Genomic DNA, 22,814 nt, shown 5'->3' on the forward strand with positions numbered 1-22,814 from the left:
TAATTTTGCAACCACAAATAAGAGCGATGAAAAAATTAAAGTATTCTATCCGTAGTTTTCGTTTAAGAACTCTTCCCTTGTCTGTAGCCGGCATTATATTAGGTTCAATGCTGGCCGCAGGCGATGGTTTTTTTAATACCCCCGTATTTTGCCTGGCCATCTTTACCACTTTGTGCCTGCAAATTTTAAGTAATATTTCCAATGATCTGGGGGATGCTTTGAAAGGGACGGATAATGAACAAAGGGTAGGTCCTATCCGGGCTTTACAAGCCGGCGTACTGACTACCTGTGATTATCGGCGTTTGATCCGGATCTTCGCCCTGCTTTCGGTCATTTCCGGACTTACGTTAGTATGTATCGCTTTCCGTTCACTCACCTACAAAAGTATTTTAATGCTCTTCCTGGGAGGAACCGCCATCGTCGCCGCACTGAAATACACGATGGGGAAAAATCCTTACGGCTATCGCGGATTAGGAGATTTATTCGTATTCTTATTCTTCGGTTTATTAAGTACCCTGGGAGCTTATTTTTTAATGCGGCATTCGCTCGGAATCCTGCTGTTATTACCGGCTACGGCCCTAGGCTTTCTGACCACAGCTGTATTAAACGTCAACAACATCCGGGATATGGAAAACGATGCCCGTTGTGGGAAAAATACAATCCCTGTAAAAATAGGAGAAAAAAAGGCGAGAATTTATCATTGTATACTGATTTGCGGAGCTTTTATTTGCATGACATTCTACACTCTTTTCCACCCGAACGGAATAGGAGGTTTTCTGTTTTTTCTCTCCCTTCCGCTTTTCAGCATACACCTCTCTAAAATGCTCACTTTATCTGGGAAATCACTGGATCCTCAACTTAAATTTTTATCCATAAGTACGCTGTTGTTTGCCCTCCTTTCCGGAGTCGGACAAATTTTCTGAAAAGTTTAACTCCCGAGTTTAGAAAACTTATTTATGAGCCGTATACAAGCTGGCGATACCAAATGTCAACTTTTTTTGCGAGGGCTGCTGAAACCCGCAACGGGATAAAATCTCTAAGAATTCTTTCCCTTGAGGAAAACGGGAGACTGATTCAGGCAAGTAAGTATAAGCTCCTTTATTTCCAGACACCCAACCGCCGAGAACCGGCAAAATATGTTTAAAATAAAAACGATAGAGTTGTTTCATCGGAAAATGCTCCGGCATAGAAAATTCCAAAATGATGACTTTTCCACCTTTTTTTAAAACCCGGTGCATCTCTTTTAATCCCCATTCCAAATGTTCAAAATTCCGGACTCCGAAGGCTACGGTAATCACATCAAAATCCTGATCAGGAAATTCCATCCGCTCACTATCCCCGTATTGTAAAGTAATCTTTTCCTGTAACCCCATTCCCATTATTTTCCGACGTCCGATTTCCAGCATCTTTTCCGAAATGTCAATCCCCACCACCTGTTGCACCCCGCCCCGTACGGCAGCTATCGAAAAGTCTCCTGTCCCACAGGCAACATCCAACAAGCGTCCTTTCTCTTGTTCTGCAATCCGCTTTATAGCCACACGCCTCCACCTTTTATCTATATTCATCGACAAAAAGTGATTCAACCGATCGTAACTCGGAGCAATGTCATTAAAAATTCCTTTTACTGCTTCCTTTTTCGCCATGCCTTCACAATTGACCCGGGCAGAAACGGAAAAATCCGGTCTCCCTGTCGTTTCTGTTAAATTACGCGGGTAATTTCCCTTCCAAAGCTTCCTTCACTATCTTTACCGCTTCATCCAAGCCTTCTTTAAATTTCTCAAAATCTTCTTTGTATAAAAAAAGCTTATGCTTGGAATAACTTACGTTACCTGCATCATCATACTTTTTCTTACTCTCTGTGATCGTCAGGTAATAATCCCGATTACGGGTAGCCCTTACATCCAGGAAATAGGTTCTCTTCCCGGCCTTTACTACTTTCGAATATACTTCTTCCCGATCTTCCATCCTACCGGAAAGCTCATCATTTTCATATACTCCCATAAGACTGTTCATTAAGTTTCATGATTCAAATGTAGAAAAAAGCTAATAAACATATTGTTTTTTTAAGTTTTTTTTTCAGAAAAACAGTTCCGTCTTATCCAGAATAGCCGTATTTTTGTAAAAAGGAAATTTCTAAAGCCCTTTTTTAAAGACTGTCAGTATTCAGAGAACTACCTTAAACGGTCGGAGATAACCCACTACCGAGCATTCGGAGTGAAAATGGATTTTGAATAAGATACTCTAAATTGAAAAACAAATGCTAGTTAAAGTTTTTATCATCGTCCTTATTCTGATAGGATTAGCTTTAGTCGCCTTGAGTATCGGTATTTTATTAAAAAAGGGAGGCCGTTTTCCTGAAATACACATCGGCCGTAACCAACGTCTGAAAGACAAAGGGATCCATTGCGCAAATACCACCGATGCTTTGGAACGTGAAAACTACAAACCGGTAGATAATAAAACAGAGGAATAAACCGAACATCAAAAAGAATTCTCTCTTTTTCTCTTCCATATCTATATAAAAAAGGACTGCCTGCAAATATTTTCCGGCAGTCTTTTTCTTTATTTACCCTCCTATCAATAACCGGCAAAACCGGTTTCAATTTTTACCCAATCATTGCGGGTAAACCCTGTTTTTCTCCTCCATCTTTTCCAGCACTTCTTCCAGGTATCTTGCAGCTTCGTATTTAGCCATCGGTAGATCGTGCAACAAATAATTTCCACAATCCCGCGGAGCTGCTCCGGGAACTTCCCCTTCATAATCCCGTACAAAACGGAATGTTTCCCGCATCAATTCTTCTATATCCTGAGGCTGTAAATCTCCCCTTAGCAATAAATAATTTCCGGTAGCACATCCCATAGGTCCCCAATATACGATTTGATCTCCCCATTGAGGATGATTACGTAAAAAAGTAGCCGCCAGATGCTCCATTGTATGTAAGGCGCCCGCTCCAATAGCCGGTTCCCGGTTAGGTTCTTTCATACGGATATCAAAGGTCGTGATTACTTGATTCCCCATATTGTCTTTCCGGGAAACGTATATGCCCCGGAGTAAATGTTCATGGTTAATTGTAAAACTCGGAATTTTTTCCATTGTTATCCCCTGATTTTTATAGTTTATAAATGACGATAGGTTCTCAGCCACTATTCTTAAAGGGCCTTTAAAAACTCCCGGAAAACTTCAAAAGATTCCTGTGGAGCTGCTGTCCAAAAATGACGATATTGCAATTCGTGTTTCTCCACTCCCGGTGTATCACTAATCACCCGAAAACTGAGAAAAGGTACTTTTTCTAAATAACAAACCTGGGCCATAGAGCAAGATTCCATATCTACTGCCAACCCTTCGGGAAATTTATTCTTAATTGCCTCCAGCTCTGTCCGATCTGTAATAAACCGGTCACCCGTACAAATCAACCCGCCTGTCAGGTTTACAGGAGCCGGTACACTTAAAGCAGTACGATATAAATGAGGATCAGCTTCGTAATAAACCGGCATCCCCTGAATCTGCCCGTAAGCATTTTTTCCGCCACACCAGACATCGTGATATACAGTCCTCTCTCCCACGACAATATCCATTACCCCCAGGCAGCGGTCAATTCCTCCCGCCACTCCCGTGTTAATCACCGCATCCGGAACAAAATTCCGGATCATCTCCAATGTTCCCAAAGCAGAACAAACTTTCCCGATTCCACTTTTAGCCAGAACGACCGTTTTCGTCCCCGACCTTCCCTGCACAAACACCCGGTCTCCGATACAAGTCTCCCGTTTTTCTTCCAATAAATCGTGTATCAATCTGAATTCCGCATCCATAGCCACGATTACACCTATTTTCATATTTTTCCGATTTAGTCGATACGATTGCCGGATAAAAAACATCCGGAAAATTTTATTTCAGTTTTTCCGTTGGATCAAAAAAACGGATTATGTCTCTTTTCTTCTCCAATCGTAGTCATGGGACCATGCCCCGGAAGGACTTTCACTTGGTCCTCCAATACGAACAATTTAGCCCGGATAGCTGCCAATAATTGCCGGGAATCCCCTCCCGGAAGATCTGTACGTCCGATACTGCCGGCGAAAAGAGAATCTCCGCTAATCAACAACTTATCTGCATCGCTGTAGAAACAAAGTCCTCCCGGAGAATGCCCCGGCACAGCTATAACCATCAGTTCCGAATTTCCGAATCTGATAGTATCCCCGTCTTTCAGATAATGAGAAGTAACCGGCGGCTGAGCAATTCCGGATATTCCCAGATAAGCAGCATATTGCACCGCGTTCTTAATCAAAAAATCATCCTCCTGACTCGCCTGAGGAGCTAACCCGTACACGTCCTGAATAAAATTATTCCCCAGCACATGATCGATATGCAAATGCGTATTTAATGAACAAACGAGCTGTAACTGATTTTCCCGAACAAACTTTTTAAACGCCTCCCTTTCTTCCGAATCGAAACAGCCGCAATCAATAACAACGGCTTCTTTGGTTTCGTCGTATAATAAAATAGTATTTTCCTGAAACGGATTGTTGACGAATATTTTTACTTTCATATTTCCCTGCTATTGGTTTTAAACAAAGTTACAAAAATAACCCGATCTTTAGAAATAAACCTTCCTCTCCTCTCTAAAGTTGCTTCAGTGCCAATTTAATTAATTCTTCCACAGAGGTCACTTTTCCTCCGGCCAATATCTTATCAATCACCTTAGCTGCCTGATTTTTCACAAATCCCAGCATAACAAGGGCGGCCAAAGCCTCTTCTTTTAAAGTTCCCGAGGTAAATACAAATTCCTCCGTACTGCTTCCTACTCCCACCTTATCCTTCAATTCAATAATGACACGCTGAGCCGTTTTCAATCCAATCCCTTTTACACTCTTTATCGTATTCACATTCTCTGTCAGAACAGCATTGATAATTTCCCCAGTCGTCATGGAGCTCAGCATAACACTGGCCGTATTCGCCCCTATACCCGATACAGAAATTAATTGCCGGAATAAAGTCCGCTCCTCCCGGCTATAAAAACCATATAACAAATGAGCATCTTCCCGGACAATCAAATGTACATACAGGCACACTTCTTTCCCGGAAGCAATCTTCGAATAAGTATTTACCGAAATATGGACATAATATCCCACTCCGCCGCAATCGACGACGGCATAAGTAGGAGTCGCTTCGACCAAATAACCTTTTAAATATTCGTACATACTTCCTTATTTTTGCCTACTCACTTCAACCCTCCCCCTTCTTCTTCCTTTTCCTCTGTATCCGTCAGTACCCTTCAAATTCTATCTAAACCCGATAATATGCCTTACGTCATGTATCGTTTTTTCGGCACTGGCTCTGGCCTTTTCCGCTCCTTCCGCAGCAACCCGGTCCATATAAGCCACATCTTCTGAAATCGCCAATATCTTCTCCCGGATAGGAGTTGTAAAACGAATAATATCTTCTGCCAACTGTTTTTTCAAATCCCCGTAACGAATCTCACAGGCATTGTATTTTTCATTGAAATAATTATAAGTATCCGTCGAAGAAACAATCTGTAACATCCGGAATAAATTTTCAATGGGTTCCGGCTTTGCACTATTCGGAACAGTCGGCCCGCTATCCGTCACCGCTTTCATCACCTTCTTCCGGATCGTCGCCGCATCGTCAATCAAATAAATGGCATTTCCTTCCGATTTACCCATTTTCCCGGAACCGTCCAAGCCCGGCACTTTTATAGCCTCTCCTCCAAAAGAATAAGACTGAGGTTCTTTAAAAAATTCGACCCCATAAATCATATTAAAACGACGGGCAAACTTCCGGGCCATCTCCATATTTTGTTCCTGATCTTTTCCTACCGGTACTTTATCCGCTTTATGTATAATAATATCTGCGGCCATCAACGTCGGATAAGTCAATAAACCTGCATTTACATTATCGGGTTGCTTCCGGGCCTTCTCTTTGAAAGAGGTGACACGCTCCAATTCCCCCAGATAAGCATTCATATTGAGGTATAAGTACAATTCCAATATTTCCTTTACATCACTTTGTACATATATAGCCGCTTTTTGCGGGTCAATGCCACAAGCCAGATACTCGGCCAGGATCTTACGTACATTCGTCGTCACATCTCCGGGATGAGGATGAGTGGTCAAAGAATGCCAGTCGGCAATAAAGAAAAAACACTTATATTCATCCTGTAACCTTAAAAAATTCTTAACTGCTCCGAAATAATTTCCCAAATGTAAATTCCCTGTGGGTCGGATTCCGCTTACTACTATCTCCATTTTAATACTTTTATACGAAATTGTGTACAAAGATAATCTAATTATTGTAATGACGATAATTTCTGATGACTGCCTCCTTGAGAAATTTAATAAGTTTACAAAGGGTTTTAAGACCATCCCCCCATAGACTGTGACAAAAGCCAAACAAACAACATCTATCAATAAAAAATAGTCTTTTTTAAAATAGTCAAGCCTCCTTTTCAGAAGCCAGAGAAGCCGCACCTAATTTTATCTGTTTCATATTTTTAGTCCGAAGTTTATTTCTTTTCCCCCGGTTTGCCAAACCTGTAAATACTTTTTCTTTCGATTCTCTATACATTTTTCTTATAAAAAGAATAAAAATTCAGTATTTTTTCAGCTATATTGCTCTCAAACAGTAAAAAAAATTAAAAAAATGTTAGGGTTATAGTCTTTTTTTCCTACATTTGAAGCGCTAAAGTCTAATTAAAATTTTGTGCAATAATGGAAGGATACGAAAAGAAAGAAGGAATGGAAACGAATGATCGGGAAGAAATCTATTCCAAAGCAGTGAGAGCAGGGAAAAGAACTTATTTTTTCGATGTAAAAGCTACTCGTAACAACGATTACTATCTAACAATTACGGAAAGTAAAAAGAAATTTGACGACAACGGAACCCAAAATTTTGAAAAACATAAGATTTTCCTGTACAAGGAAGACTTTGATAAATTCAGCGAAGGGTTGGACGAAGTAGTAAATTATATTAAAGCTGCTATCGGCGGAGAAATCCCGACGAAAAGTACAGAAGCTCCCAAAAGCGAATTTGACGTAGATTTCGATCAGATCTGATACAAGAAAAACTTATAGAAAGATGCCTGGAATTTTTCAGGCATCTTTTTTATAGTCTTCTCCCAGCAAATCCCGGATAACGACAGAGGCAATAAAACATCCAAACAGAGGAGGCATGTAGGAAATCGTACCGACATTCGACTTTTTATTTTGGCTTTCGGTTAAAACAATAGCGGAGGGATCTGTAAATTCAGAAGAAAAAACCACCTTCACGCCCTTATAAACTCCTAATTTGTGTAAACGCTTGCGGAGCATACGAGCTAAATTACAATTATAACTCTTGGAGATATCCGCCACTTCAATTTTCGAGGGGTCCAGTTTTCCTCCCGATCCCATGGAACTCACTACAGGTAGACCTAAATGAACACTATGGTAAATCAGAAATATTTTAGGGGCCAGCGTATCGATAGCGTCCACTACATAATCGTAAGGAGCTGCTTTTAATACATCGATCATCTGCTCGTCCCGGATAAAATCGTTGATAATATGCAATTTGATCTCCGGATGGATATCCCGGCAACGCCTGGCCATTAAATCGGCTTTCGGTTGCCCCAGCATACTGTCTAGCGCCAGCAATTGCCTGTTTTTATTTGTAACCTCTGTCACATCTCCGTCAATAAGCGTCATTTCTCCCACTCCCGCCCGGCATAACTGCTCAGCAGCATATGCTCCGACTCCTCCTAAACCTGCCACCAGTACATGCGCCCTTTTCAATTTTTCTACACCTTCTTTTCCCAATAATAATTCCGTCCGGCTCAGCCATTCACTCATGAAATTTGTATTTAATGTTTGATTATGCCCTTCACTATTCTCTATCCTTCTTCTAAACTTCCCTTCTCCCGAATACCTGCTGAAAATTTCCATATACTCCGGTCTTTAACTCTTCCAAGGACATCTCCCTTATCCGAGCAGTCTCTTCGTATACTTTTTCAAGCGGGAAATCCGAATCGTCCGTCTCTATAAAAAGCCGATTCCGGGGAATGAATGAAAGAAAACGGGAAATATTAGATTGTTCGATAAACACTTTTTTCCCCACGGAGATATAAAATCCGTGTTCCAAAAGTTGCCCTAAAATTTCTTTGTTATTGTTATAGCCGTGAATGATCCATGCTTGACGGGGATGAAACTTTTTATACAGCGCCAGTAATTCAGGATAAGCCCTCACACAATGGATAATCAGCGGTAAACCGTATTTTTCCGACAACAGGATTTCCTGTTCCATCCATCTTATCTGTATTTCCATAGTAACTTCTGAATTCCGGTCCAGACCGGCTTCTCCTATAGCAACAATTCTACTTTCCCGGGCAAAAACTTCCAGTTGTACGATTTGTTCTTCCCCCCGGATATACAAAGGATGCAGGCCATAGGAACACAATTCCCCCTCCCGGCTTTCTTTTCCGTCGCTGATATCCAATATATAAATCTCTCCTTCCCGGCGATGGGTATGTATATTTACAAAAGCCTCCCCTCTTTCTTTCCACATTTTAATTCTTCCCTTCTTTCTGTGTCATAATTTCCAATATCGTCCGATCCGTTTGTTCCATACCCGCCGTACCAATCAGACCGACATTCCGGATGGTTTTCTCGATATCGTCTTCAATAATACCGTCGTTATTCGTCTTTATTCCCCGCATAGACAATAATGCTGCCTGTACAGCTGCCGATACACCGGAATATACTTTCAGAGCACATCCCTGTTTAGCACCGTCACACATCATCCCTGTCAGATTTGAACACATGGTTTTGATGGTATTGACCACCTGTTCGTAATTTCCGCCCATCAAATAAGTGATTGCTGAGGCAGAACCCGTACCAGCAATTAAAATCCCGCACAAAGCCGACAAATGCCCCAGATAATAATGAATATGAGCAGCAATCAGGTTACTCAACGCCAACGCCCGGGCCAATTGCTCCCGGGAAGAACCAAAACGCTCGGCAGCCACTACTACCGGCAATATAACGGTTATCCCCTGATTTCCGCTCCCGGAATTGGTCATAACAGGCTTTTCGCAACCGTCCATACGGGCGTCCGAAGCGGCCGTTGCCCATATCAAGGCATTATTCAACAAATCATCTTCCAACAATCCCTTTTCTATATTTTCTTTTAAAGTCCTCCCGATCTGCAGACCATAAGCGGCTTTTAAGCCCTCCGCCGAAATAGCCTTATTCATTTCAGCCCCTTGTAAAACAAATTCGATTTTCTCCAAAGCGATTTCGTGAATAAATGTCCAAATCCGGGCGATACTCAATTCCGGGCGATCTTTTTTGTCCTGACAAAGCAGAGAATATTCTTTCCGGAACAAAATCTCCCCGTTCTTTTCCACCCACACAATATTGGTATGAGCATGTACAATGACCGTCCGAACTACCTCTTTTCCTTTTCGGGCAATAGCTTCAGCATACAATTTATCCGGGGCGTCCTGCTTCATTTTTACTCTCACCTTTTGTGCCTCTACCAAACACCGGGCTTTTTCTAAATTATCTTCTTCCGATACGTCCTTCAACACTTCCAAACCGTATTCGCTTCTCCCACACACAGCACCCAAAGCTGCCGCAATCGGCAGTCCCGTCATCCCCGTCCCGGGAATCCCCACTCCCATTCCATTTTTGTAAATATTTCCACTTACCCATACTTCCAATTCTTCCGGTATGTCGCCCAATTCTTCCCGACAACGGGCACAAGCTAATGCACAGGCTACGGGCTCGGTGCATCCTAAAGCAGGAACAGCCTCCTGTCTTAAAATTTCAATAATCTGTTCATCTGTAACCTGACACATCTCTTTTATCCTTTTTGTTATTAGATGTAACAAATTTATTCGTTTTTGTTATAATTCTACCGAGCCCATTCAATATTAACTTTTTTTTACACATTAAATAAAAGAAACCGCCCCCACGCTTGTTCAGTAAGGTATCAAAACCATTAAGGTCTAAAAGATTTTCTCCTACAAATGAATGGGGTTTTAAATCTGATCAGCATAATCTTCTTTTGGCTGGCAAACTTACGATTCTGATAAACAGAGGGAAGTCAAGGAATTTTTATCCCCTCAATCCGCATAAGGCGAACCTGCTCCTGGAAAGGAATGCTCCTCATTCCTCCCCAGACACCTTTACCTTTTTAGAAAACCCCTTTGGACATTTTACTTTATTTTTCTATCTTCGTCGCAAATTACCCGATACCTATGTATAAATTTATTTTCATTCTCTTTCTTTTTTCGGGAAGTCTGGCGGCACAAATCGTTGAACCGGAAACGACAGACACCCTTCAGGTAGAAATTTTACCCGATATCTTTGAAAAATTAGCTCTTGTCGAAGACAATGGAGGGAAGGTTGAAATAAAAGAAAATGCTCCTGTAAACGAATTGACACGTATTCATATTCAGCAAAACCGCCAGCAAAAGACAGCAGCCGGTTACAGGATACAAATCTTTTCGGGTAGTTCGTACGACTATACAGTAGAACGGCTCCAACAAATGAAAACAGATTTTGAAACGGAATTCCCGGATATACCTGTATACCTCAACTATTTCGATCCCGACTTTAAAATCCGGGCCGGGAATTTTCGTTCCCGTCTGGAATGTATTCCGGTTTTAAAGCGTATCCGTTCCAAATACCCTGCCTGTTATCCGGTAAAAACAGATATCCCGATTCAGGATCTGAAAAAACTTTCCCAACCTCAAACAGAAGAAACAGAGGAATTGGAAGAAGAAAGTTCGTCCGACCCAAACCAGATATTCTGATTTTCTTTTTTTAAAGCTTGTATTTCTTCCGATAAGCGTTTTTTAAAATTCAAATATTCAGCTGATTCAGCCAGGAAGGGCCGGTGCGCCAAACTTTTGTTCAGCTTGTCAATCCGACGCATTAAATCGTAAATTCGTGGTGCAATCCAGGTATCCCGGAATTTTTCCCAAATGTATTCTATGGCTACAGAAGAAGGATGCAACATATCATCTGCATAAAAACGATAATCCCGCAACTCATCCATAAGAATTTCATAAGCAGGAAAATAATAAGTCTGCGGTACATACCGACACAATGCTTCCGTCGCCAGCAATAAAATAGCTTTACTCACCTGATTAGCATGCGCTCCATCTTTCCAATGCCGTATCGGACTGACTGTAAATATTACTTTTAAACGCGGATTTCTTTCCCTAAGGCCAGCCAGCAAAGGTTGATAGAGCTGTACAATCTCCTCTGCAGAAAGCCGGAAGCGTTCAAAATCCGTTCCCGGAAACTTATGGCAATTTGAAACAATTATTCCGGTGGCCCGATGCCTGTATACCCAAGCCGTTCCAAACGTGATCAAAAGATAGTCTGTCTGTTTTAAAAAAGCTGCTGCCTGGGCCAAATGGGTATTTATGCCCTGTAAACACTCCTCCTTCCCCAAAGCAGCAAAACTGCCGTGATGATAGAAACTCACCCATTTCCCTTGATTTTCCCACAAATCCTTTTCCGTAAAACGACGTCCTTCCTTCAACATTTTCAACACATTTGCCACCGACAAAGGATTATAGACAATCCCACAAGGATTTATCTCTGTCCTGAAACGGAAGTATTTCAGTTTCTGTCCGATATTTTCAGTAAAACACGATCCCATCAACAGCATCGAATTGTCGTAATCCAGTTGACAAGCAGAAGGTTCACATTTCACAAACGTCCGAAATTCCATCTTTTTTCTTTTAAAAAAGAAAGCCGCAAAAGCACTATCTTCAGCTACTTTCCCGGCTTTCTCCAAACAAAGATATGAAAAAACTCCTGATCCCTTTTTCTAATTCCGGGCTTTTATCGATTGAAGTTTTTCTGTCATTTCTCTTACTTTTTCCGGATATTCGGAAGCCAAATTGTGCTGTTGTGCTATATCTTCTTTCAAATTGTAAAGTCTGGCCTCTACGATTTCACCTCTGCGGGTAGTGTATTCCGGTATACACGCCCAGTCACCTTCTTTCAGCCATAAATCTATTCCATAGCCTTCCAATACCAGATTTTTTCTTCCCTCAGGAGATTTACCCAATAAAGCATCGATCTGATTCTCTCCATCTTTTACCTCATAGGAAGTATTCAATAAAGCAGCAAAAGAAGGGCAAAAATCGACCTGACAAATCAAGGCATCAGAAGTCGTACCGGCTTCTATTTTACCCGGCCAACGGACAATCATCGGGATCCGGGCTCCTCCTTCATAAGGATCACATTTCCATCCCCGGAAAGGACCAGCCGGTTTGTGATTTCCATTCATTTCCTCTGCCATATCCTGATAACCGTCGTCTAAAACCGGTCCGTTATCACTCGTAAAAATAACAATGGTATTCTCTGTCAGATTCAGTTCATCCAGATAGTTCAAAAATTCGCTTACACAATAATCAGCCTCTAATATGACATCCCCGCGAGGTCCTAGCTTGGATTTACCCGCAAACATAGCATTCGGTAAACGGGGAACATGCGGTTGGTGCAAAGCATAGTATAAAAAGAAAGGCTGCTGTTGATGTGCCTTCACATATTCCTTTGCTTCATCTAAAAAGACTTTATACATTTCTTCATCCACCCACAGTGCCGATTTTCCACCTTTCATGTAACCGATACGGGGAATCCCGTTTGTAATCGACATATTATGTCCCAAGCTCGGATGCATCCGGAGCAATTCCGGGTTATCTTTTCCTGTCGGCTCCCCGGGAAAATTGTGTTTGTAGCTCACTTCTATCGGGTCGTTGGGATCCAGATTCACAACCCGGCCATTTTTTACATATACCGTAGGCACCCGGTCGTTCGTCGCCGCCATGATATACGAATAATCAAATCCGATCTGATTCGGGGAAGGCGTAATCGGTTCATTCCAATTTACATTTCCGTTCCCTAAGCCCAAATGCCATTTACCTACTACTCCTGTAGCATAACCGGCCTGCTTCAGCATCTTGGGGAATGTAGGCATATCCTCTTTAATCAGCATAGGAGCATCTCCTGGCAATATGGCAGCTCCTACCCGCCAGGGATACATCCCGGTCAACATGGCAAAGCGACTCGGAGTACTCGTAGCAGAAGTACAATGCCCATTCATCTGCCTCAAACCTTCCCGGGCCAAACGGTCGATTCCCGGCGTTTGTATTTCCGTAGCTCCGTAACAACTGATATCCCCATACCCCAGATCATCCGCCATGATAACGACAATGTTCGGTAATTTTTCCGTCTTTTTGGCATTTCCTCCACACCCCGCTATTAAAGCAGCTAAAGGCAATGCTCCAAGTCGTAATAAATCAGTATTTTTCATAGGATTCCTTTTCATTCAAGTAAATCTAAATATTTTTAATATAGTCGTGAATTATTTGTAAAAATAGTCATAAAGTGAATCCTGTACAAATAATTTACTAATTTTTATTCAATTGTTTTAAAATTCGTTTTTATTTTTCCCTGTCCCCTTTTCTTTTGAATTCAGCATTTTTGATTATTTTTGTATACTCAACTGTATGTCATGGGATACGCGACGATTATTTTAATTGCACTAGGTCTTTCGATGGACAGCCTGGCTGTTTGCATCAGTGGCGGAATTTTTATGAAAAAATTCTGCATCCGGAAGTCTTTGAAAATGGCATTTATTATGGGAGGATTTCAAGGAGGGATGACTTTACTGGGCTGGGCTTTAGGCATTAATTTCAGCAAATACATTTCCGATTACGATCATTGGATTGCTTTTTTACTCCTCTCTTATCTGGGAGGTAAAATGATTTACGAATCTTTTAAAGCGGAAAGTTCTTCCTTTTCTTCTTTATCCGATAAAACCTTATTGACTCTGGGAGTAGCTACGAGTATCGACGCCCTGGCTGTTGGTATCAGTTTCGCATTTCTGAAAACAGGTATTTTCCTGCCGGTGCTGATCATTGCTTTTATTACATTCATTTTATCCCTGTCCGGAGTATGCTGCGGTTTTCATTTTGGAAAGATAAAATGGGTAAATGTAGAATTTATCGGTGGACTTATTCTGATGGGAATCGGGCTGAAAATTTTATTGGAACATACACTGGCTTGCTGAAGGGTTCACTTCTCTAAATATTTTTTCAATTTTCTTTCTGTCAATTCCCAAAGTTTTCCCCGGGCTTCCTGTGGTATGACATCTTTTGGCATTTTCCGGAGATGCCGGTTTATCCAAAAGCCTCCACTGACCGCCCTTCCCGCTTCCGATAATGCCAGATATAAGGAAGTTGCAGCTCCCCTTTCCGGACTTTTTATAAAAGGACGAAAAAAGAGATTGGTTAAAGGGTCAAACCAACGGTGCATCGTAATCATACCCGTGTCTACCACGCCGGGATCTACAGCATTAACAGTGATTTTTTCCCCCTCTAACCGCTGGGCAAGTTCGGCCGTAAACATCAATACGCCCAATTTAGAACGGCCATATATTTTAAAAAGTCCATAATTTTCAGCCGTTACGTCGAAAAAATGTTCATCTGTTTTACCCAGCCGATAGGTACAGGAAGAAGTATTGATAATGCGTCCTCCCTCTGCCAAAGCTGGAAGTAACAGATGCGTTAGCAACCAAGGCGAAGCATAGTTGACTTGCAACATTTGTTCCATACCGTCTTCGGTCAGGCCGAACTCCCGACACATGACACCTGCATTGTTTATCAAAGCTTCTATTTTTTCTCCCCCTTGTAATAGCCGAGCTGCAAATTCTTTAACCGAAGCAAAAGAAGCCAGATCCAGTTCCTCTATTTCTATTCCCGAATTTCCGCTTAAACTGACGATTTGTTGCCGGACCTGTTCCGCCTTCTGTCTGTTCCGGCAAGCCATTACAACCCGGCAGCCGGACTTTGCCAAAGCTTCCGTGATAGCTTTCCCAATACCCCCGTTAGCACCCGTAACAATATACATACTTATTTCTGATTCGTTTTAGGTAAAAGTCCGCTTTTCCGCATCGTCCACCTCACAAAACCCGCCGGCAAAAGTAAAAGCAAAGGCAAAAACAAATGATTTAAAAAACCCGGCATCCGCATAGCTCTTTCCCGGAACATCGCCCGGATCCCTTTCCGTGCCAACTTCCCGGGACGCATCATAAATCCCAAACGAATAGCCAATTTTTGCATACGCTCACTCAAATGATACAGATTGGTCGCCACACCTCCCGGACATAAGGTGGTGACACTGACTCCGGATCCGTATAGTTCCGATCGGAAAGCCCGCGAAAAGCTTTTCAGATAACGTTTGGTAGAAGCATACAAAGCGATTCCCGGATAGGGTAACCAGGCAGACATAGACGACATATTTAAAATATAACCCCGCCCCCGCTTTTTCATATCCGCTCCAAACAAACGACAAAGCATAGTAGGCGTCAATAAATGAAGCAATACCATCTTTTCTACTTGTGCGGATTTCTGATCCAACACTTCCCCGAAATAAAACATACCGGCATTATTGATCAGTACTTCCACTTCCAGGGATTTCTCCTGACAGTAAGCATAAAGCTGCCGGGCAGCTCCCGGCAAAGCCAAATCCAAGTATACCGGAAACACTTCTATTTTGTATTCTTCTTTCAACCACTGCCCTTTCTCCTGGATCGCCTGCTGTTCATTGCTCACAATCACCAGATTATATTTCCGTTCTCCCAATACTTTTGCATATTCAAAACCAATCCCGGAACTCGCCCCGGTGATAAGAGCCCATTGATTTTGCATATTTCTCTATTTTTTTAATTCCTTCAAAATCCGGGATGATAAATCAGACAAATGCTGATGGCAAGCCATTTCTCTGGAGTACATCCGGGCAATGCAATAATTGGTATGCTCACAGCTACAACGGGCATTTTCCTCTCTTTGCATCCGATTTACAAAATCTGGCTCGTTCAGTAAGGCCCGCGCCATAGACACAAATTCAAATCCATTATTCAACACTTCCTCTATCTTTTCCCGGGAAACCAAACCGCCTACGTATACCAAAGGTAATTTCAAATTTTCCCGAAATTTGACAGCATCCGGTAAAAAGTAAGCCTCTTCAAAAGGAGCATCCGGAATCATAAAACGCCCTACAGCCCTTACTCCCCATTTCAACCACCAACATTTCATATAATGAGTCATCGTATACAAAGGCATCCTTCCCCGCATCACATACATGGGAGCCTTACTCACAAAACCACCGCTCAAAATCAAAGCATGAGCCCCCTCTTTTTCCAAAGTACGACCGACTTCCAAGGTCTCATCCAATTCCATTCCCCCCTTAAAACCATCCCGCATATTCATTTTAACCAATACGGCAAGATCTCCTCCCGCAGCTTCCATGACTTCTCCCATGACTAACTTCATAAAACGCATCCGGTTTTCCAAAGTCCCTCCGAATTCATCTTTCCGATGGTTGGTATAAGGGGATAAAAATTGACTGATCAGATAACCGTGTCCGGCATGCACCTCCACGGCATCAAAACCCGCTTCTTTTACCAAGCGAACTGCCCGGCCAAAAGATTTAGCCATATCGTAGACTTCTTCTTTCCGCATTCCCCTAACCAAAGTAGGCGAATAGATATTAATGCCTCCAGAAGCCGATATCGGACGACAACCCGTCTGGCTCCTGTGGGACATATTTCCGCAATGCCCGATTTGAATAGAAGCCGCCGCACCCTCTTTGTGTATAGCCTCCGTGATTCTACGTAAGTCAGGGATAATTTCAGGCCGTAACCACAACTGATGCGGAAAAGATAAACCACTCCGAACGACAGCTGCGTATGCCAAAGTCGTCATACCGATCCCTCCGGCAGCTACCGACCGATGATAATCGAATAACATCCCAGAAGGAGCATTTCCGGGACACATTCCCTCAAATGCTGCCGCCCGTATCGTACGGTTACGCAAAGTCAGCGGACCGATTTTAGCCGGTGTAAATAGCTTTGAATCCATATATTTTCTCACTGTTTTATCAATATATAAATGGAATAATCCTCTTTCTTTTCCCCACTTGTTCCCCGAACATCTCCCGATACCTGTGGTAAATCCGATCAGCCCGGGGGATTAAATTAGCAGCAGTCCACCAGGCAAACACCGCTCCCGCCCACGACCAGGTCAATAGGGCAAAACCGCACCATTCGACAATCTCCCCGAAATAATTAGCCGAGGTCACATAACGGAAAAAACCGCCCTGAGGTAAATAATGTCCCGTATCTCCGGGTTTTCTCAAATGCCGGATAATGTAGTCCGAATGAATATTCACAATCATTCCCGCAAAAAACAAAAGACTCCCTATAATAAACTGAGGCGTCGTCAGCCAATCAAGCGTGTACCGATCCGCAGGAGAAAGATAAAATATCCACTCTCCCTGCATCGTCCCATTCAATAGATTGAAAAATATTCCCATACTCATAATCCCCAAAGGCATCTTACTTCTTCCTTTTAATAAAAAAGGATAAATAAAAGAACGCTGGAAATAATGTATTTCAAAAAACAGGAAAAATACCAAAGGAACACACTCCAACCGCCTGTCGGAAAAATACCAAAATCCCAACATCACCAAGAATACCGGTGCTTCCATCATCAACCAACCGATTTTATTGTTGATGGCTATCCCCCATTTTTTATCAAAAAATATACCGTAACCTGCTTTTACATAATAAAGAGCAATAAAAACCACCAAGGCAATTCCCGCCATAATGATCAAAAACCAACGAAAAGTCTCCGGATTCATCTTTTAAAATTTGTCCTAAATTACAAAAAATAACATATTCTTTCGTTTTCCCTTGTAAAATATTGGTATCCTTCCTTGTTTTTTAGCAAAAACCTTTCCTTTCTCCCTCTAAATAATTATCTTTGTAATTCATACCGATGAGGGGCAGACATGGCTTTGACAGCATGAAGAATAGGTATGTAAGCATGTCGGGAGCAGTGAAACGGCCCGTAAATCCCGGACACAAAACATTAATTGGCGAAGAAAATTACGCTCTTGCTGCCTAATCGAAGTATAGTAGAGGTGGCTTAATCTCTGTTCAAGGAACGGAGACAAGACATTCCGCCGGTGGTCCTACCTTATTCCGGCCGGCATACGGGGTGCAGTCAATATAAGGTTAGCCCGAGTCTGCTTCGGACAAAAGGCGAAAATTCAGAAGCTAAGCGATGGCTTGGGTGTCTCTTTCCGGACCATCGTCGAAAATCAATAAGCGACTAAGCATGTAGAAAGCATATGGATTCCGTGTTTGGACCAGGGTTCGATCCCCTGCTGCTCCACAATTAAGACTGATTTTCAGCTTTTTACAAGAATTACACCCAATTTTACACTCAGCTTTGTAAAATTGGGTGTAATTATTTAGACTGCTAAAAAATCAGCATAAATTAATACAATCTAAAAATTGACATCCTCCCTTACACTTTTGTTCATATTTACATGAAAAACATCTATTCTTTAATATTTTTTCTCTATGTTTTATAAAAGTTACGTCATTTTGCCATATTTCACGAATTGAGTTTCTTTTTAAATCACCATATTCATTAGTATTTACCATAAATGAACAGGGGTACATTTTCATATCTTCAGAAATAAAAGCCGAGAATCGTGCTGCCTCACAAGACTCATAAAATATATTAGAAACATCCATATATTTTAATATTCCCGAAATAGAACAACTATCAAACCCTATTTTAATATTACTTTTGTTACACTGTACCTGCTCAAAAAACAAGGGTAACAATAGTGACTTTTTCAATAAGAAATCATGACTTGAATTAACCGGTTTATAATTCAAAAATATTATTGCATTTATATATTTAAAAAAAGAAGGTGGATTTTTTAGCCACGAAATAGCCTTTTCGATAGTAAATTTATCCAACATAAAATGAATATTAATTTTTATTTTATATTGGGAAATAAAAAGTATCAAATCTTCCAACGATTCATAAGGCTCATAAGCACTTATTGCCAAAGCACCACAGAATTCTTTAGTAGCTTTCAGTATATTAGAAGTTAATCCTATACCATTGCTTGTATATGAAGGGACAATACCATGACTGACAGTTTCTTTAAGAATTTCTATAAAATTAGGATGTTGATTAGGATTTCCACCACCTAAAGCAACTTGCAAAACACCAATATTCTGAGCCTGTTGAATCACATCTACATAATCTTCAAAAATCATATGCTTCCCTTGAATGCTCGAATTTCTGTAACAAAATATACAACCTTTACTACAATAGTTTGTAATTGAGATATCAATCAATTCAGGACCTGATTTTGCCCAAAATGGCTCTGGAAATCCCTTATCTTCTATACGAACAAATAATCCTGTTTTCTTATTAAAAAGAGTGGAATAATGCTCGGCGGGATACTTCTTAATTACTAATTTACCATCCTGCATTTGACGCATCAATATAGAGTTCTTCAGTATCTATGATAAAAGCATCAGTACAAAAAAAACATTCATTAATATCACTATCACTATGAAGCCTTCCCATATATACTTTTTTACCAGTTTTCTCTGCCTCCAATATTTTATCTAATGTTCTTTGAGAAAATAGTTCTCTTATAAAATCTTCAAATGTTTTTTCCTTTCTCCATCTATCAGTATCTGCAAACTCTCGTATTGGAAATAAGTTATCTTGAAAAGAATAAAATAGATGTGTGTATATATTAGAAAAAATAGACTTGTCTTCTATTCCAACACTATTCATGAATTTTTTTAAATTAAAATCTCCATTACTTATTAAAATAAAACAAGTTGAAGAACTATTAGTCACAAAATCAAGCCTGATTTTCATTTTCGTTCAATAGTAATAAATTAATAAATTTATTCTCATTTTCTTCGGAAAATACTAAATCCATAAATCCTGTATCCCCATATGACAATACGTCGACATCAATAAGTATATAGTCTTTGTTTATTGCTTTCATTGACATAAATTCTTTAATTATTTCTTTGTCTACACAATATCTTTTTAATAGAAAATCTTCAAAATTATTGTACTCTACCTTATAATATTTTTCAAAATCGTGTTCTATGAATTTAGCTTCACTAAAAAGCCAATCATACATCCGAGAGAATAATTCCTCTGCCGAACTACCTTTTTTGACATTTATTTTATGCAAAAAGATTTGCTTAGTTAAACGCTGATTTACTAAAATCAACATTCGATATGAATCATAATTGTATTTCATGGTGCTCCATAAATTTATGAATTTCTTGAAGCAATCTATCACTTTTACAAAGCAATAAATATTTTAAATGCTTAATATTTCTATGCTTTGACCAATAATAATCATATAGTTTTCTTGCTTTGGAAGAAATTGGTGTTAGATATAAAACATATTGATAAAGATTATGTAATGAACATTCTATTTCAAAATCTTTCTCCTTCATAAATTCATAAAGTTTATCTATCAAATTGTTAAGTTCTTTCTTATTATGAGAAGAGTTAAAATAAAAATAAATATACTCATTAAATTGCTTATCAGTCAAATTATTAAATATTTCGAAAAGTAGGATAATGTTCAAATTGGGATACTTCCTATCATTCCATCTTCTATATGCAAGTTCGTGCCATATATACTCAGCACATTCTCTTGTTGATAAAAAAAGTTTTTTCAGCAATATTTTATCATCTTCTATAATATCTTCATCCTCTATTTCAAATACTTGATAAGGGAATATTTCTTTATACCAATCTTGATTTTTAATAAATAGAGATAATTCTTCATCATCCTTTTCCCTTTCCATAGAAAAAAGAAATTTAGAACAACCTTCCTTAATTCGCGAATCTTTATTTATATTACAATCAATGAAAGAAAAGAAATCTTCTTTTGAAGCATCATAGAATTCATTAACTAAATAGTCTGTTAATAAAAAGTCACGAAATTCATCAAATGTAAAATTTATATACTCTTTTATTGATATTATTCCAGTTTGTTCTTCTAAATCTTTTCTGACTAATATATTTTCATCTAAGAAACGTAAATACATATCCTTATTTTGTATATCTTTTTCTAAGATCGTATCCAACGGTATATTTTCATAAACCTTATTCTCAATCATATATTCTATTATACTCTTGAGAAATCTTCGTATATCAATATTCCCAAGTATATTATATTCCCCTTTATCATTCAGTCTTTTGTTGATTTCTTGCGACTTAATATTATAGTATTCTTTAAATAATTTTTCTTTACATATATGTGATAGCACTGTCAATTTTCTATGTTGATATACCTCAGTAAAAATCCTAAGTAACAAAAAATTATCAACAAGTTGTTCGTAAATTTCTTCATTAATGTGTTCTATTGTTACATCGAAATATTTACAATAGACATCATACATATACTTTTTACGATTCTCTTCTAAATAGGTGTTTAGACTCTTAATTTGTACTATCTTATCTTTAAAAGTAGCATTTAAAAGAGCACTAAAATTATTTTTAAAATATTCTGTACGACAAGTCAATATGATTTTAACACGATCATATTTTAAAACTTCAGAAATAAATATTTCTATATTTTGAGAAAATGTTCGGGGTTTACTATTCTCATTCAAACCATCTATCAAAAAAATAAAGTTGGTCCCTTTATTTTCACAAAAACTATTTATTGTGGACATAATTTCCTCAAAACAATAATTTGTTCCTGGGAATAAACGATTAGTTATTGTTTCATAAATATTCTCAGCATTTATTTCGTAACCTGTTAAAAAAACAGCAGGAATATCCCTTTTCAATAAAACATTCTCACATATATCACATAAAAAATTCGTCTTCCCCTGCCCAGCATCAGTTGTCAACAAAAGTATTTTTGATATAATATATTCAAAATCAATAATTTTTTTTTCAATCTTTCTTGAGGAATAATGTGAGGAGTTAGTCCTTAATCCATATAACTCCTCATATTTATTTTTCAAATATTCGATAGTATTCCTTATATTTTTTTCAAATTCAGTAAATGGAATTGCATTAATGTTTATATCCAAAATATTAGTATTAAACTCAAAAGATATTTCTTTTTGATGTAATTGATACTTTCTATTTATCGTATCAAAATTTAGTCTTTTAGTTTCATCAACTAATTTTTGAAAAAATATTGTAGGAGCTATAAAATACCTTACCTGATCTTTTAAAGAATCAGTTTCTATAAATGTTTCAGGAATATATTTTCCAGAATTTTTCTGTTTACTCAACTGATATACCACCTGTTCTCTCAGTTTAGTGATAATTTTATTAGGAGTTAATTCTGATTTATTGAGTTTATTATAAATATTATCAATTTTTTCTTCTATAATATTCAGTTTTCCGTATATTTCATATATTCTGTTCTTGTAATTCTCCTCTACATATAATTTCTTAAGTAGCAAATTATCACGTACTTTAGTCACAAATAACGTATAAAAACACTCAATTTCCTCTTTAGAAGGCTCAATTATATTAGGATTTTCTTTAAATATATTTTTATTAAATACGCTATTCTTCCCATCATTGAATAGTATATATTTAGAGAGAGTACTTATTGCTATTTGTGAATGATAAAAAGGATATTTATTCCCGTCTTTATGATAAGGATGCCCCTTCTCATATTCTTCTATTGTTTGTCCTATTATTTTATACAATTCTTTTTTAAAAGTTTTTGGTGGAAAAAACTTGTGCCATAACTTTTTTGTTAGTACTTCCTCGTTTAAGTAATATGAAAATACTAAGTCGGCAAGATAAATAACTACTGCAGTTGTTTCGACTATCATGAACTACATTATCGTATTTATAAAATAAACCATGTTTGCAAAATATAAGTTGCAAACATGGTCCTTATAATAAAAACAAATT

General features: G+C 39.1%; 25 protein-coding genes and 1 other RNA gene. 6 read left to right on the plus strand and 20 right to left on the minus strand.

Features of this window, described 5'->3' with window-relative positions; all coding sequences use genetic code 11:
- The first annotated feature begins 26 nt into the window (after window positions 1–26).
- Entirely contained in the window at window positions 27–923 is an 897-nt protein-coding gene (gene menA, locus HMPREF9449_RS06425) for a 1,4-dihydroxy-2-naphthoate octaprenyltransferase (protein WP_009136438.1), read from the plus strand.
- Window positions 924–950: 27 nt separating this feature from the next.
- Here menA and ubiE read toward each other — a convergent pair whose 3' ends face one another.
- Both ubiE and HMPREF9449_RS06435 read right to left on the minus strand, forming a co-directional pair.
- Window positions 951–1,643 carry a bifunctional demethylmenaquinone methyltransferase/2-methoxy-6-polyprenyl-1,4-benzoquinol methylase UbiE gene (gene ubiE / locus HMPREF9449_RS06430; RefSeq protein ID WP_009136439.1) on the minus strand — a complete coding sequence of 231 codons (693 nt, stop codon included), beginning with the start codon at window positions 1,641–1,643 and terminating at the stop codon, window positions 951–953.
- A 61-nt stretch (window positions 1,644–1,704) separates the two neighbouring features.
- Complete coding sequence (locus tag HMPREF9449_RS06435; RefSeq protein ID WP_009136440.1) at window positions 1,705–2,001, minus strand: DUF3276 family protein; 297 nt, start codon at window positions 1,999–2,001, stop codon at window positions 1,705–1,707.
- Between the two features lie 256 nt (window positions 2,002–2,257).
- Here HMPREF9449_RS06435 and HMPREF9449_RS06440 point away from each other — a divergent pair, with 256 nt between their 5' ends.
- Window positions 2,258–2,473, plus strand: a complete 216-nt coding sequence (locus HMPREF9449_RS06440; protein WP_009136441.1) for a hypothetical protein — start codon at window positions 2,258–2,260, stop codon at window positions 2,471–2,473.
- A gap of 141 nt (window positions 2,474–2,614) precedes the next feature.
- On the opposite strand, the gene HMPREF9449_RS06445 is transcribed toward HMPREF9449_RS06440, so the two are convergent.
- The 5 genes from HMPREF9449_RS06445 to trpS form a co-directional block, all read right to left on the minus strand.
- Complete coding sequence (locus tag HMPREF9449_RS06445) at window positions 2,615–3,094, minus strand: S-ribosylhomocysteine lyase (protein WP_009136442.1); 480 nt, start codon at window positions 3,092–3,094, stop codon at window positions 2,615–2,617.
- A 56-nt stretch (window positions 3,095–3,150) separates the two neighbouring features.
- Window positions 3,151–3,834, minus strand: a complete 684-nt coding sequence (locus HMPREF9449_RS06450) for a 5'-methylthioadenosine/adenosylhomocysteine nucleosidase (RefSeq protein ID WP_009136443.1) — start codon at window positions 3,832–3,834, stop codon at window positions 3,151–3,153.
- Between the two features lie 74 nt (window positions 3,835–3,908).
- Window positions 3,909–4,544 (minus strand): MBL fold metallo-hydrolase, encoded by a 636-nt coding sequence (locus HMPREF9449_RS06455; protein WP_009136444.1) that lies wholly within the window; start codon window positions 4,542–4,544, stop codon window positions 3,909–3,911.
- A gap of 73 nt (window positions 4,545–4,617) precedes the next feature.
- Window positions 4,618–5,196 (minus strand): Holliday junction branch migration protein RuvA, encoded by a 579-nt coding sequence (gene ruvA, locus HMPREF9449_RS06460; protein ID WP_009136445.1) that lies wholly within the window; start codon window positions 5,194–5,196, stop codon window positions 4,618–4,620.
- Window positions 5,197–5,277: 81 nt separating this feature from the next.
- Window positions 5,278–6,261, minus strand: a complete 984-nt coding sequence (trpS, locus tag HMPREF9449_RS06465; RefSeq protein ID WP_009136446.1) for a tryptophan--tRNA ligase — start codon at window positions 6,259–6,261, stop codon at window positions 5,278–5,280.
- A gap of 462 nt (window positions 6,262–6,723) precedes the next feature.
- On the opposite strand from trpS, the gene HMPREF9449_RS06470 reads away from it, so the two are divergent.
- Window positions 6,724–7,068 carry a DUF3276 family protein gene (locus HMPREF9449_RS06470; RefSeq protein ID WP_009136448.1) on the plus strand — a complete coding sequence of 115 codons (345 nt, stop codon included), beginning with the start codon at window positions 6,724–6,726 and terminating at the stop codon, window positions 7,066–7,068.
- Between the two features lie 36 nt (window positions 7,069–7,104).
- Here HMPREF9449_RS06470 and HMPREF9449_RS06475 read toward each other — a convergent pair whose 3' ends face one another.
- The 3 genes from HMPREF9449_RS06475 to HMPREF9449_RS06485 are packed head-to-tail and all read right to left on the minus strand — an operon-like array spanning window position 7,105 to window position 9,845.
- On the minus strand, window positions 7,105–7,839 hold the full coding sequence (locus HMPREF9449_RS06475; RefSeq protein ID WP_040611244.1) for a tRNA threonylcarbamoyladenosine dehydratase: 735 nt from the start codon (window positions 7,837–7,839) through the stop codon (window positions 7,105–7,107).
- Window positions 7,840–7,891: 52 nt separating this feature from the next.
- Window positions 7,892–8,551: a TatD family hydrolase gene (locus HMPREF9449_RS06480; RefSeq protein WP_009136450.1), complete on the minus strand. Its 660-nt coding sequence runs from the start codon at window positions 8,549–8,551 to the stop codon at window positions 7,892–7,894.
- 1 nt (window position 8,552) lies between these two features.
- A complete protein-coding gene (locus HMPREF9449_RS06485; RefSeq protein ID WP_009136451.1) occupies window positions 8,553–9,845 on the minus strand; it encodes an L-cysteine desulfidase family protein in 1,293 nt (430 codons plus the stop codon).
- Between the two features lie 402 nt (window positions 9,846–10,247).
- On the opposite strand from HMPREF9449_RS06485, the gene HMPREF9449_RS06490 reads away from it, so the two are divergent.
- A complete protein-coding gene (locus tag HMPREF9449_RS06490) occupies window positions 10,248–10,805 on the plus strand; it encodes an SPOR domain-containing protein (protein WP_009136452.1) in 558 nt (185 codons plus the stop codon).
- On the opposite strand, the gene HMPREF9449_RS06495 is transcribed toward HMPREF9449_RS06490, so the two are convergent.
- A complete protein-coding gene (locus HMPREF9449_RS06495) occupies window positions 10,742–11,734 on the minus strand; it encodes a GSCFA domain-containing protein (protein ID WP_009136453.1) in 993 nt (330 codons plus the stop codon). The genes HMPREF9449_RS06490 and HMPREF9449_RS06495 overlap by 64 nt on opposite strands.
- 99 nt (window positions 11,735–11,833) lie before the next feature.
- Window positions 11,834–13,324, minus strand: coding sequence for a sulfatase family protein (locus HMPREF9449_RS06500; RefSeq protein WP_009136454.1), 1,491 nt, complete (start codon window positions 13,322–13,324; stop codon window positions 11,834–11,836).
- Between the two features lie 201 nt (window positions 13,325–13,525).
- Here HMPREF9449_RS06500 and HMPREF9449_RS06505 point away from each other — a divergent pair, with 201 nt between their 5' ends.
- Window positions 13,526–14,083, plus strand: coding sequence for a manganese efflux pump MntP (locus tag HMPREF9449_RS06505; protein ID WP_009136455.1), 558 nt, complete (start codon window positions 13,526–13,528; stop codon window positions 14,081–14,083).
- Between the two features lie 5 nt (window positions 14,084–14,088).
- Here HMPREF9449_RS06505 and HMPREF9449_RS06510 read toward each other — a convergent pair whose 3' ends face one another.
- From HMPREF9449_RS06510 to HMPREF9449_RS06525, 4 genes are read right to left on the minus strand one after another with little or no spacing between them, the layout of a single operon-like run.
- Window positions 14,089–14,922, minus strand: coding sequence for an SDR family oxidoreductase (locus HMPREF9449_RS06510; protein ID WP_009136456.1), 834 nt, complete (start codon window positions 14,920–14,922; stop codon window positions 14,089–14,091).
- A gap of 2 nt (window positions 14,923–14,924) precedes the next feature.
- Complete coding sequence (locus HMPREF9449_RS06515; protein WP_009136457.1) at window positions 14,925–15,722, minus strand: SDR family NAD(P)-dependent oxidoreductase; 798 nt, start codon at window positions 15,720–15,722, stop codon at window positions 14,925–14,927.
- A gap of 6 nt (window positions 15,723–15,728) precedes the next feature.
- Complete coding sequence (locus tag HMPREF9449_RS06520) at window positions 15,729–16,934, minus strand: NADH:flavin oxidoreductase (protein WP_009136458.1); 1,206 nt, start codon at window positions 16,932–16,934, stop codon at window positions 15,729–15,731.
- A 19-nt stretch (window positions 16,935–16,953) separates the two neighbouring features.
- Window positions 16,954–17,715, minus strand: a complete 762-nt coding sequence (locus HMPREF9449_RS06525) for a DUF1295 domain-containing protein (RefSeq protein WP_009136459.1) — start codon at window positions 17,713–17,715, stop codon at window positions 16,954–16,956.
- A gap of 141 nt (window positions 17,716–17,856) precedes the next feature.
- Between HMPREF9449_RS06525 and ssrA the strand changes: the two genes are divergently transcribed.
- Window positions 17,857–18,254: a transfer-messenger RNA gene (gene ssrA / locus HMPREF9449_RS16205) on the plus strand.
- A 92-nt stretch (window positions 18,255–18,346) separates the two neighbouring features.
- Here ssrA and HMPREF9449_RS06530 read toward each other — a convergent pair.
- The 4 genes from HMPREF9449_RS06530 to HMPREF9449_RS06545 are packed head-to-tail and all read right to left on the minus strand — an operon-like array spanning window position 18,347 to window position 22,732.
- The gene (locus HMPREF9449_RS06530; protein ID WP_009136460.1) at window positions 18,347–19,384 is read right to left on the minus strand and encodes a radical SAM/SPASM domain-containing protein; all 1,038 of its coding nucleotides are present in this window, start codon (window positions 19,382–19,384) and stop codon (window positions 18,347–18,349) included.
- Window positions 19,362–19,775, minus strand: coding sequence for a hypothetical protein (locus tag HMPREF9449_RS06535; protein WP_040611245.1), 414 nt, complete (start codon window positions 19,773–19,775; stop codon window positions 19,362–19,364). Before HMPREF9449_RS06535 ends, HMPREF9449_RS06530 begins: the two co-directional genes overlap by 23 nt.
- A complete protein-coding gene (locus tag HMPREF9449_RS06540; protein ID WP_009136462.1) occupies window positions 19,759–20,172 on the minus strand; it encodes a hypothetical protein in 414 nt (137 codons plus the stop codon). The genes HMPREF9449_RS06535 and HMPREF9449_RS06540 overlap by 17 nt, the downstream gene beginning before the upstream one ends.
- On the minus strand, window positions 20,156–22,732 hold the full coding sequence (locus HMPREF9449_RS06545; RefSeq protein ID WP_009136463.1) for an NACHT domain-containing protein: 2,577 nt from the start codon (window positions 22,730–22,732) through the stop codon (window positions 20,156–20,158). Before HMPREF9449_RS06545 ends, HMPREF9449_RS06540 begins: the two co-directional genes overlap by 17 nt.
- Window positions 22,733–22,814: the final 82 nt, after the last annotated feature.

The organism is Odoribacter laneus YIT 12061 (assembly GCF_000243215.1).
Taxonomy (GTDB): Bacteria; Bacteroidota; Bacteroidia; order Bacteroidales; family Marinifilaceae; genus Culturomica; species Culturomica lanea.

Bases quoted from the DNA above. Each gene is read 5' to 3' on its own strand.
- HMPREF9449_RS06510 (WP_009136456.1), bottom strand. From the start codon at position 14,922: ATGTATATTGTTACGGGTGCTAACGGGGGTATTGGGAAAGCTATCACG.
- HMPREF9449_RS06525 (WP_009136459.1), bottom strand. From the start codon at position 17,715: ATGAATCCGGAGACTTTTCGTTGGTTTTTGATCATTATGGCGGGAATT.
- HMPREF9449_RS06505 (WP_009136455.1), top strand. From the start codon at position 13,526: ATGGGATACGCGACGATTATTTTAATTGCACTAGGTCTTTCGATGGAC.
- HMPREF9449_RS06485 (WP_009136451.1), bottom strand. From the start codon at position 9,845: ATGTGTCAGGTTACAGATGAACAGATTATTGAAATTTTAAGACAGGAG.
- HMPREF9449_RS06445 (WP_009136442.1), bottom strand. From the start codon at position 3,094: ATGGAAAAAATTCCGAGTTTTACAATTAACCATGAACATTTACTCCGG.
- HMPREF9449_RS06450 (WP_009136443.1), bottom strand. From the start codon at position 3,834: ATGAAAATAGGTGTAATCGTGGCTATGGATGCGGAATTCAGATTGATA.
- trpS (WP_009136446.1), bottom strand. From the start codon at position 6,261: ATGGAGATAGTAGTAAGCGGAATCCGACCCACAGGGAATTTACATTTG.
- ubiE (WP_009136439.1), bottom strand. From the start codon at position 1,643: ATGGCGAAAAAGGAAGCAGTAAAAGGAATTTTTAATGACATTGCTCCG.
- ruvA (WP_009136445.1), bottom strand. From the start codon at position 5,196: ATGTACGAATATTTAAAAGGTTATTTGGTCGAAGCGACTCCTACTTAT.
- HMPREF9449_RS06520 (WP_009136458.1), bottom strand. From the start codon at position 16,934: ATGGATTCAAAGCTATTTACACCGGCTAAAATCGGTCCGCTGACTTTG.
- HMPREF9449_RS06435 (WP_009136440.1), bottom strand. From the start codon at position 2,001: ATGGGAGTATATGAAAATGATGAGCTTTCCGGTAGGATGGAAGATCGG.
- HMPREF9449_RS06470 (WP_009136448.1), top strand. From the start codon at position 6,724: ATGGAAGGATACGAAAAGAAAGAAGGAATGGAAACGAATGATCGGGAA.
- HMPREF9449_RS06490 (WP_009136452.1), top strand. From the start codon at position 10,248: ATGTATAAATTTATTTTCATTCTCTTTCTTTTTTCGGGAAGTCTGGCG.
- HMPREF9449_RS06440 (WP_009136441.1), top strand. From the start codon at position 2,258: ATGCTAGTTAAAGTTTTTATCATCGTCCTTATTCTGATAGGATTAGCT.
- HMPREF9449_RS06535 (WP_040611245.1), bottom strand. From the start codon at position 19,775: ATGAAAATCAGGCTTGATTTTGTGACTAATAGTTCTTCAACTTGTTTT.
- HMPREF9449_RS06475 (WP_040611244.1), bottom strand. From the start codon at position 7,839: ATGAGTGAATGGCTGAGCCGGACGGAATTATTATTGGGAAAAGAAGGT.
- HMPREF9449_RS06515 (WP_009136457.1), bottom strand. From the start codon at position 15,722: ATGCAAAATCAATGGGCTCTTATCACCGGGGCGAGTTCCGGGATTGGT.
- menA (WP_009136438.1), top strand. From the start codon at position 27: ATGAAAAAATTAAAGTATTCTATCCGTAGTTTTCGTTTAAGAACTCTT.
- HMPREF9449_RS06500 (WP_009136454.1), bottom strand. From the start codon at position 13,324: ATGAAAAATACTGATTTATTACGACTTGGAGCATTGCCTTTAGCTGCT.
- HMPREF9449_RS06495 (WP_009136453.1), bottom strand. From the start codon at position 11,734: ATGGAATTTCGGACGTTTGTGAAATGTGAACCTTCTGCTTGTCAACTG.
- HMPREF9449_RS06480 (WP_009136450.1), bottom strand. From the start codon at position 8,551: ATGTGGAAAGAAAGAGGGGAGGCTTTTGTAAATATACATACCCATCGC.
- HMPREF9449_RS06540 (WP_009136462.1), bottom strand. From the start codon at position 20,172: ATGAAATACAATTATGATTCATATCGAATGTTGATTTTAGTAAATCAG.
- HMPREF9449_RS06455 (WP_009136444.1), bottom strand. From the start codon at position 4,544: ATGAAAGTAAAAATATTCGTCAACAATCCGTTTCAGGAAAATACTATT.
- HMPREF9449_RS06530 (WP_009136460.1), bottom strand. From the start codon at position 19,384: ATGCGTCAAATGCAGGATGGTAAATTAGTAATTAAGAAGTATCCCGCC.
- HMPREF9449_RS06545 (WP_009136463.1), bottom strand. From the start codon at position 22,732: ATGATAGTCGAAACAACTGCAGTAGTTATTTATCTTGCCGACTTAGTA.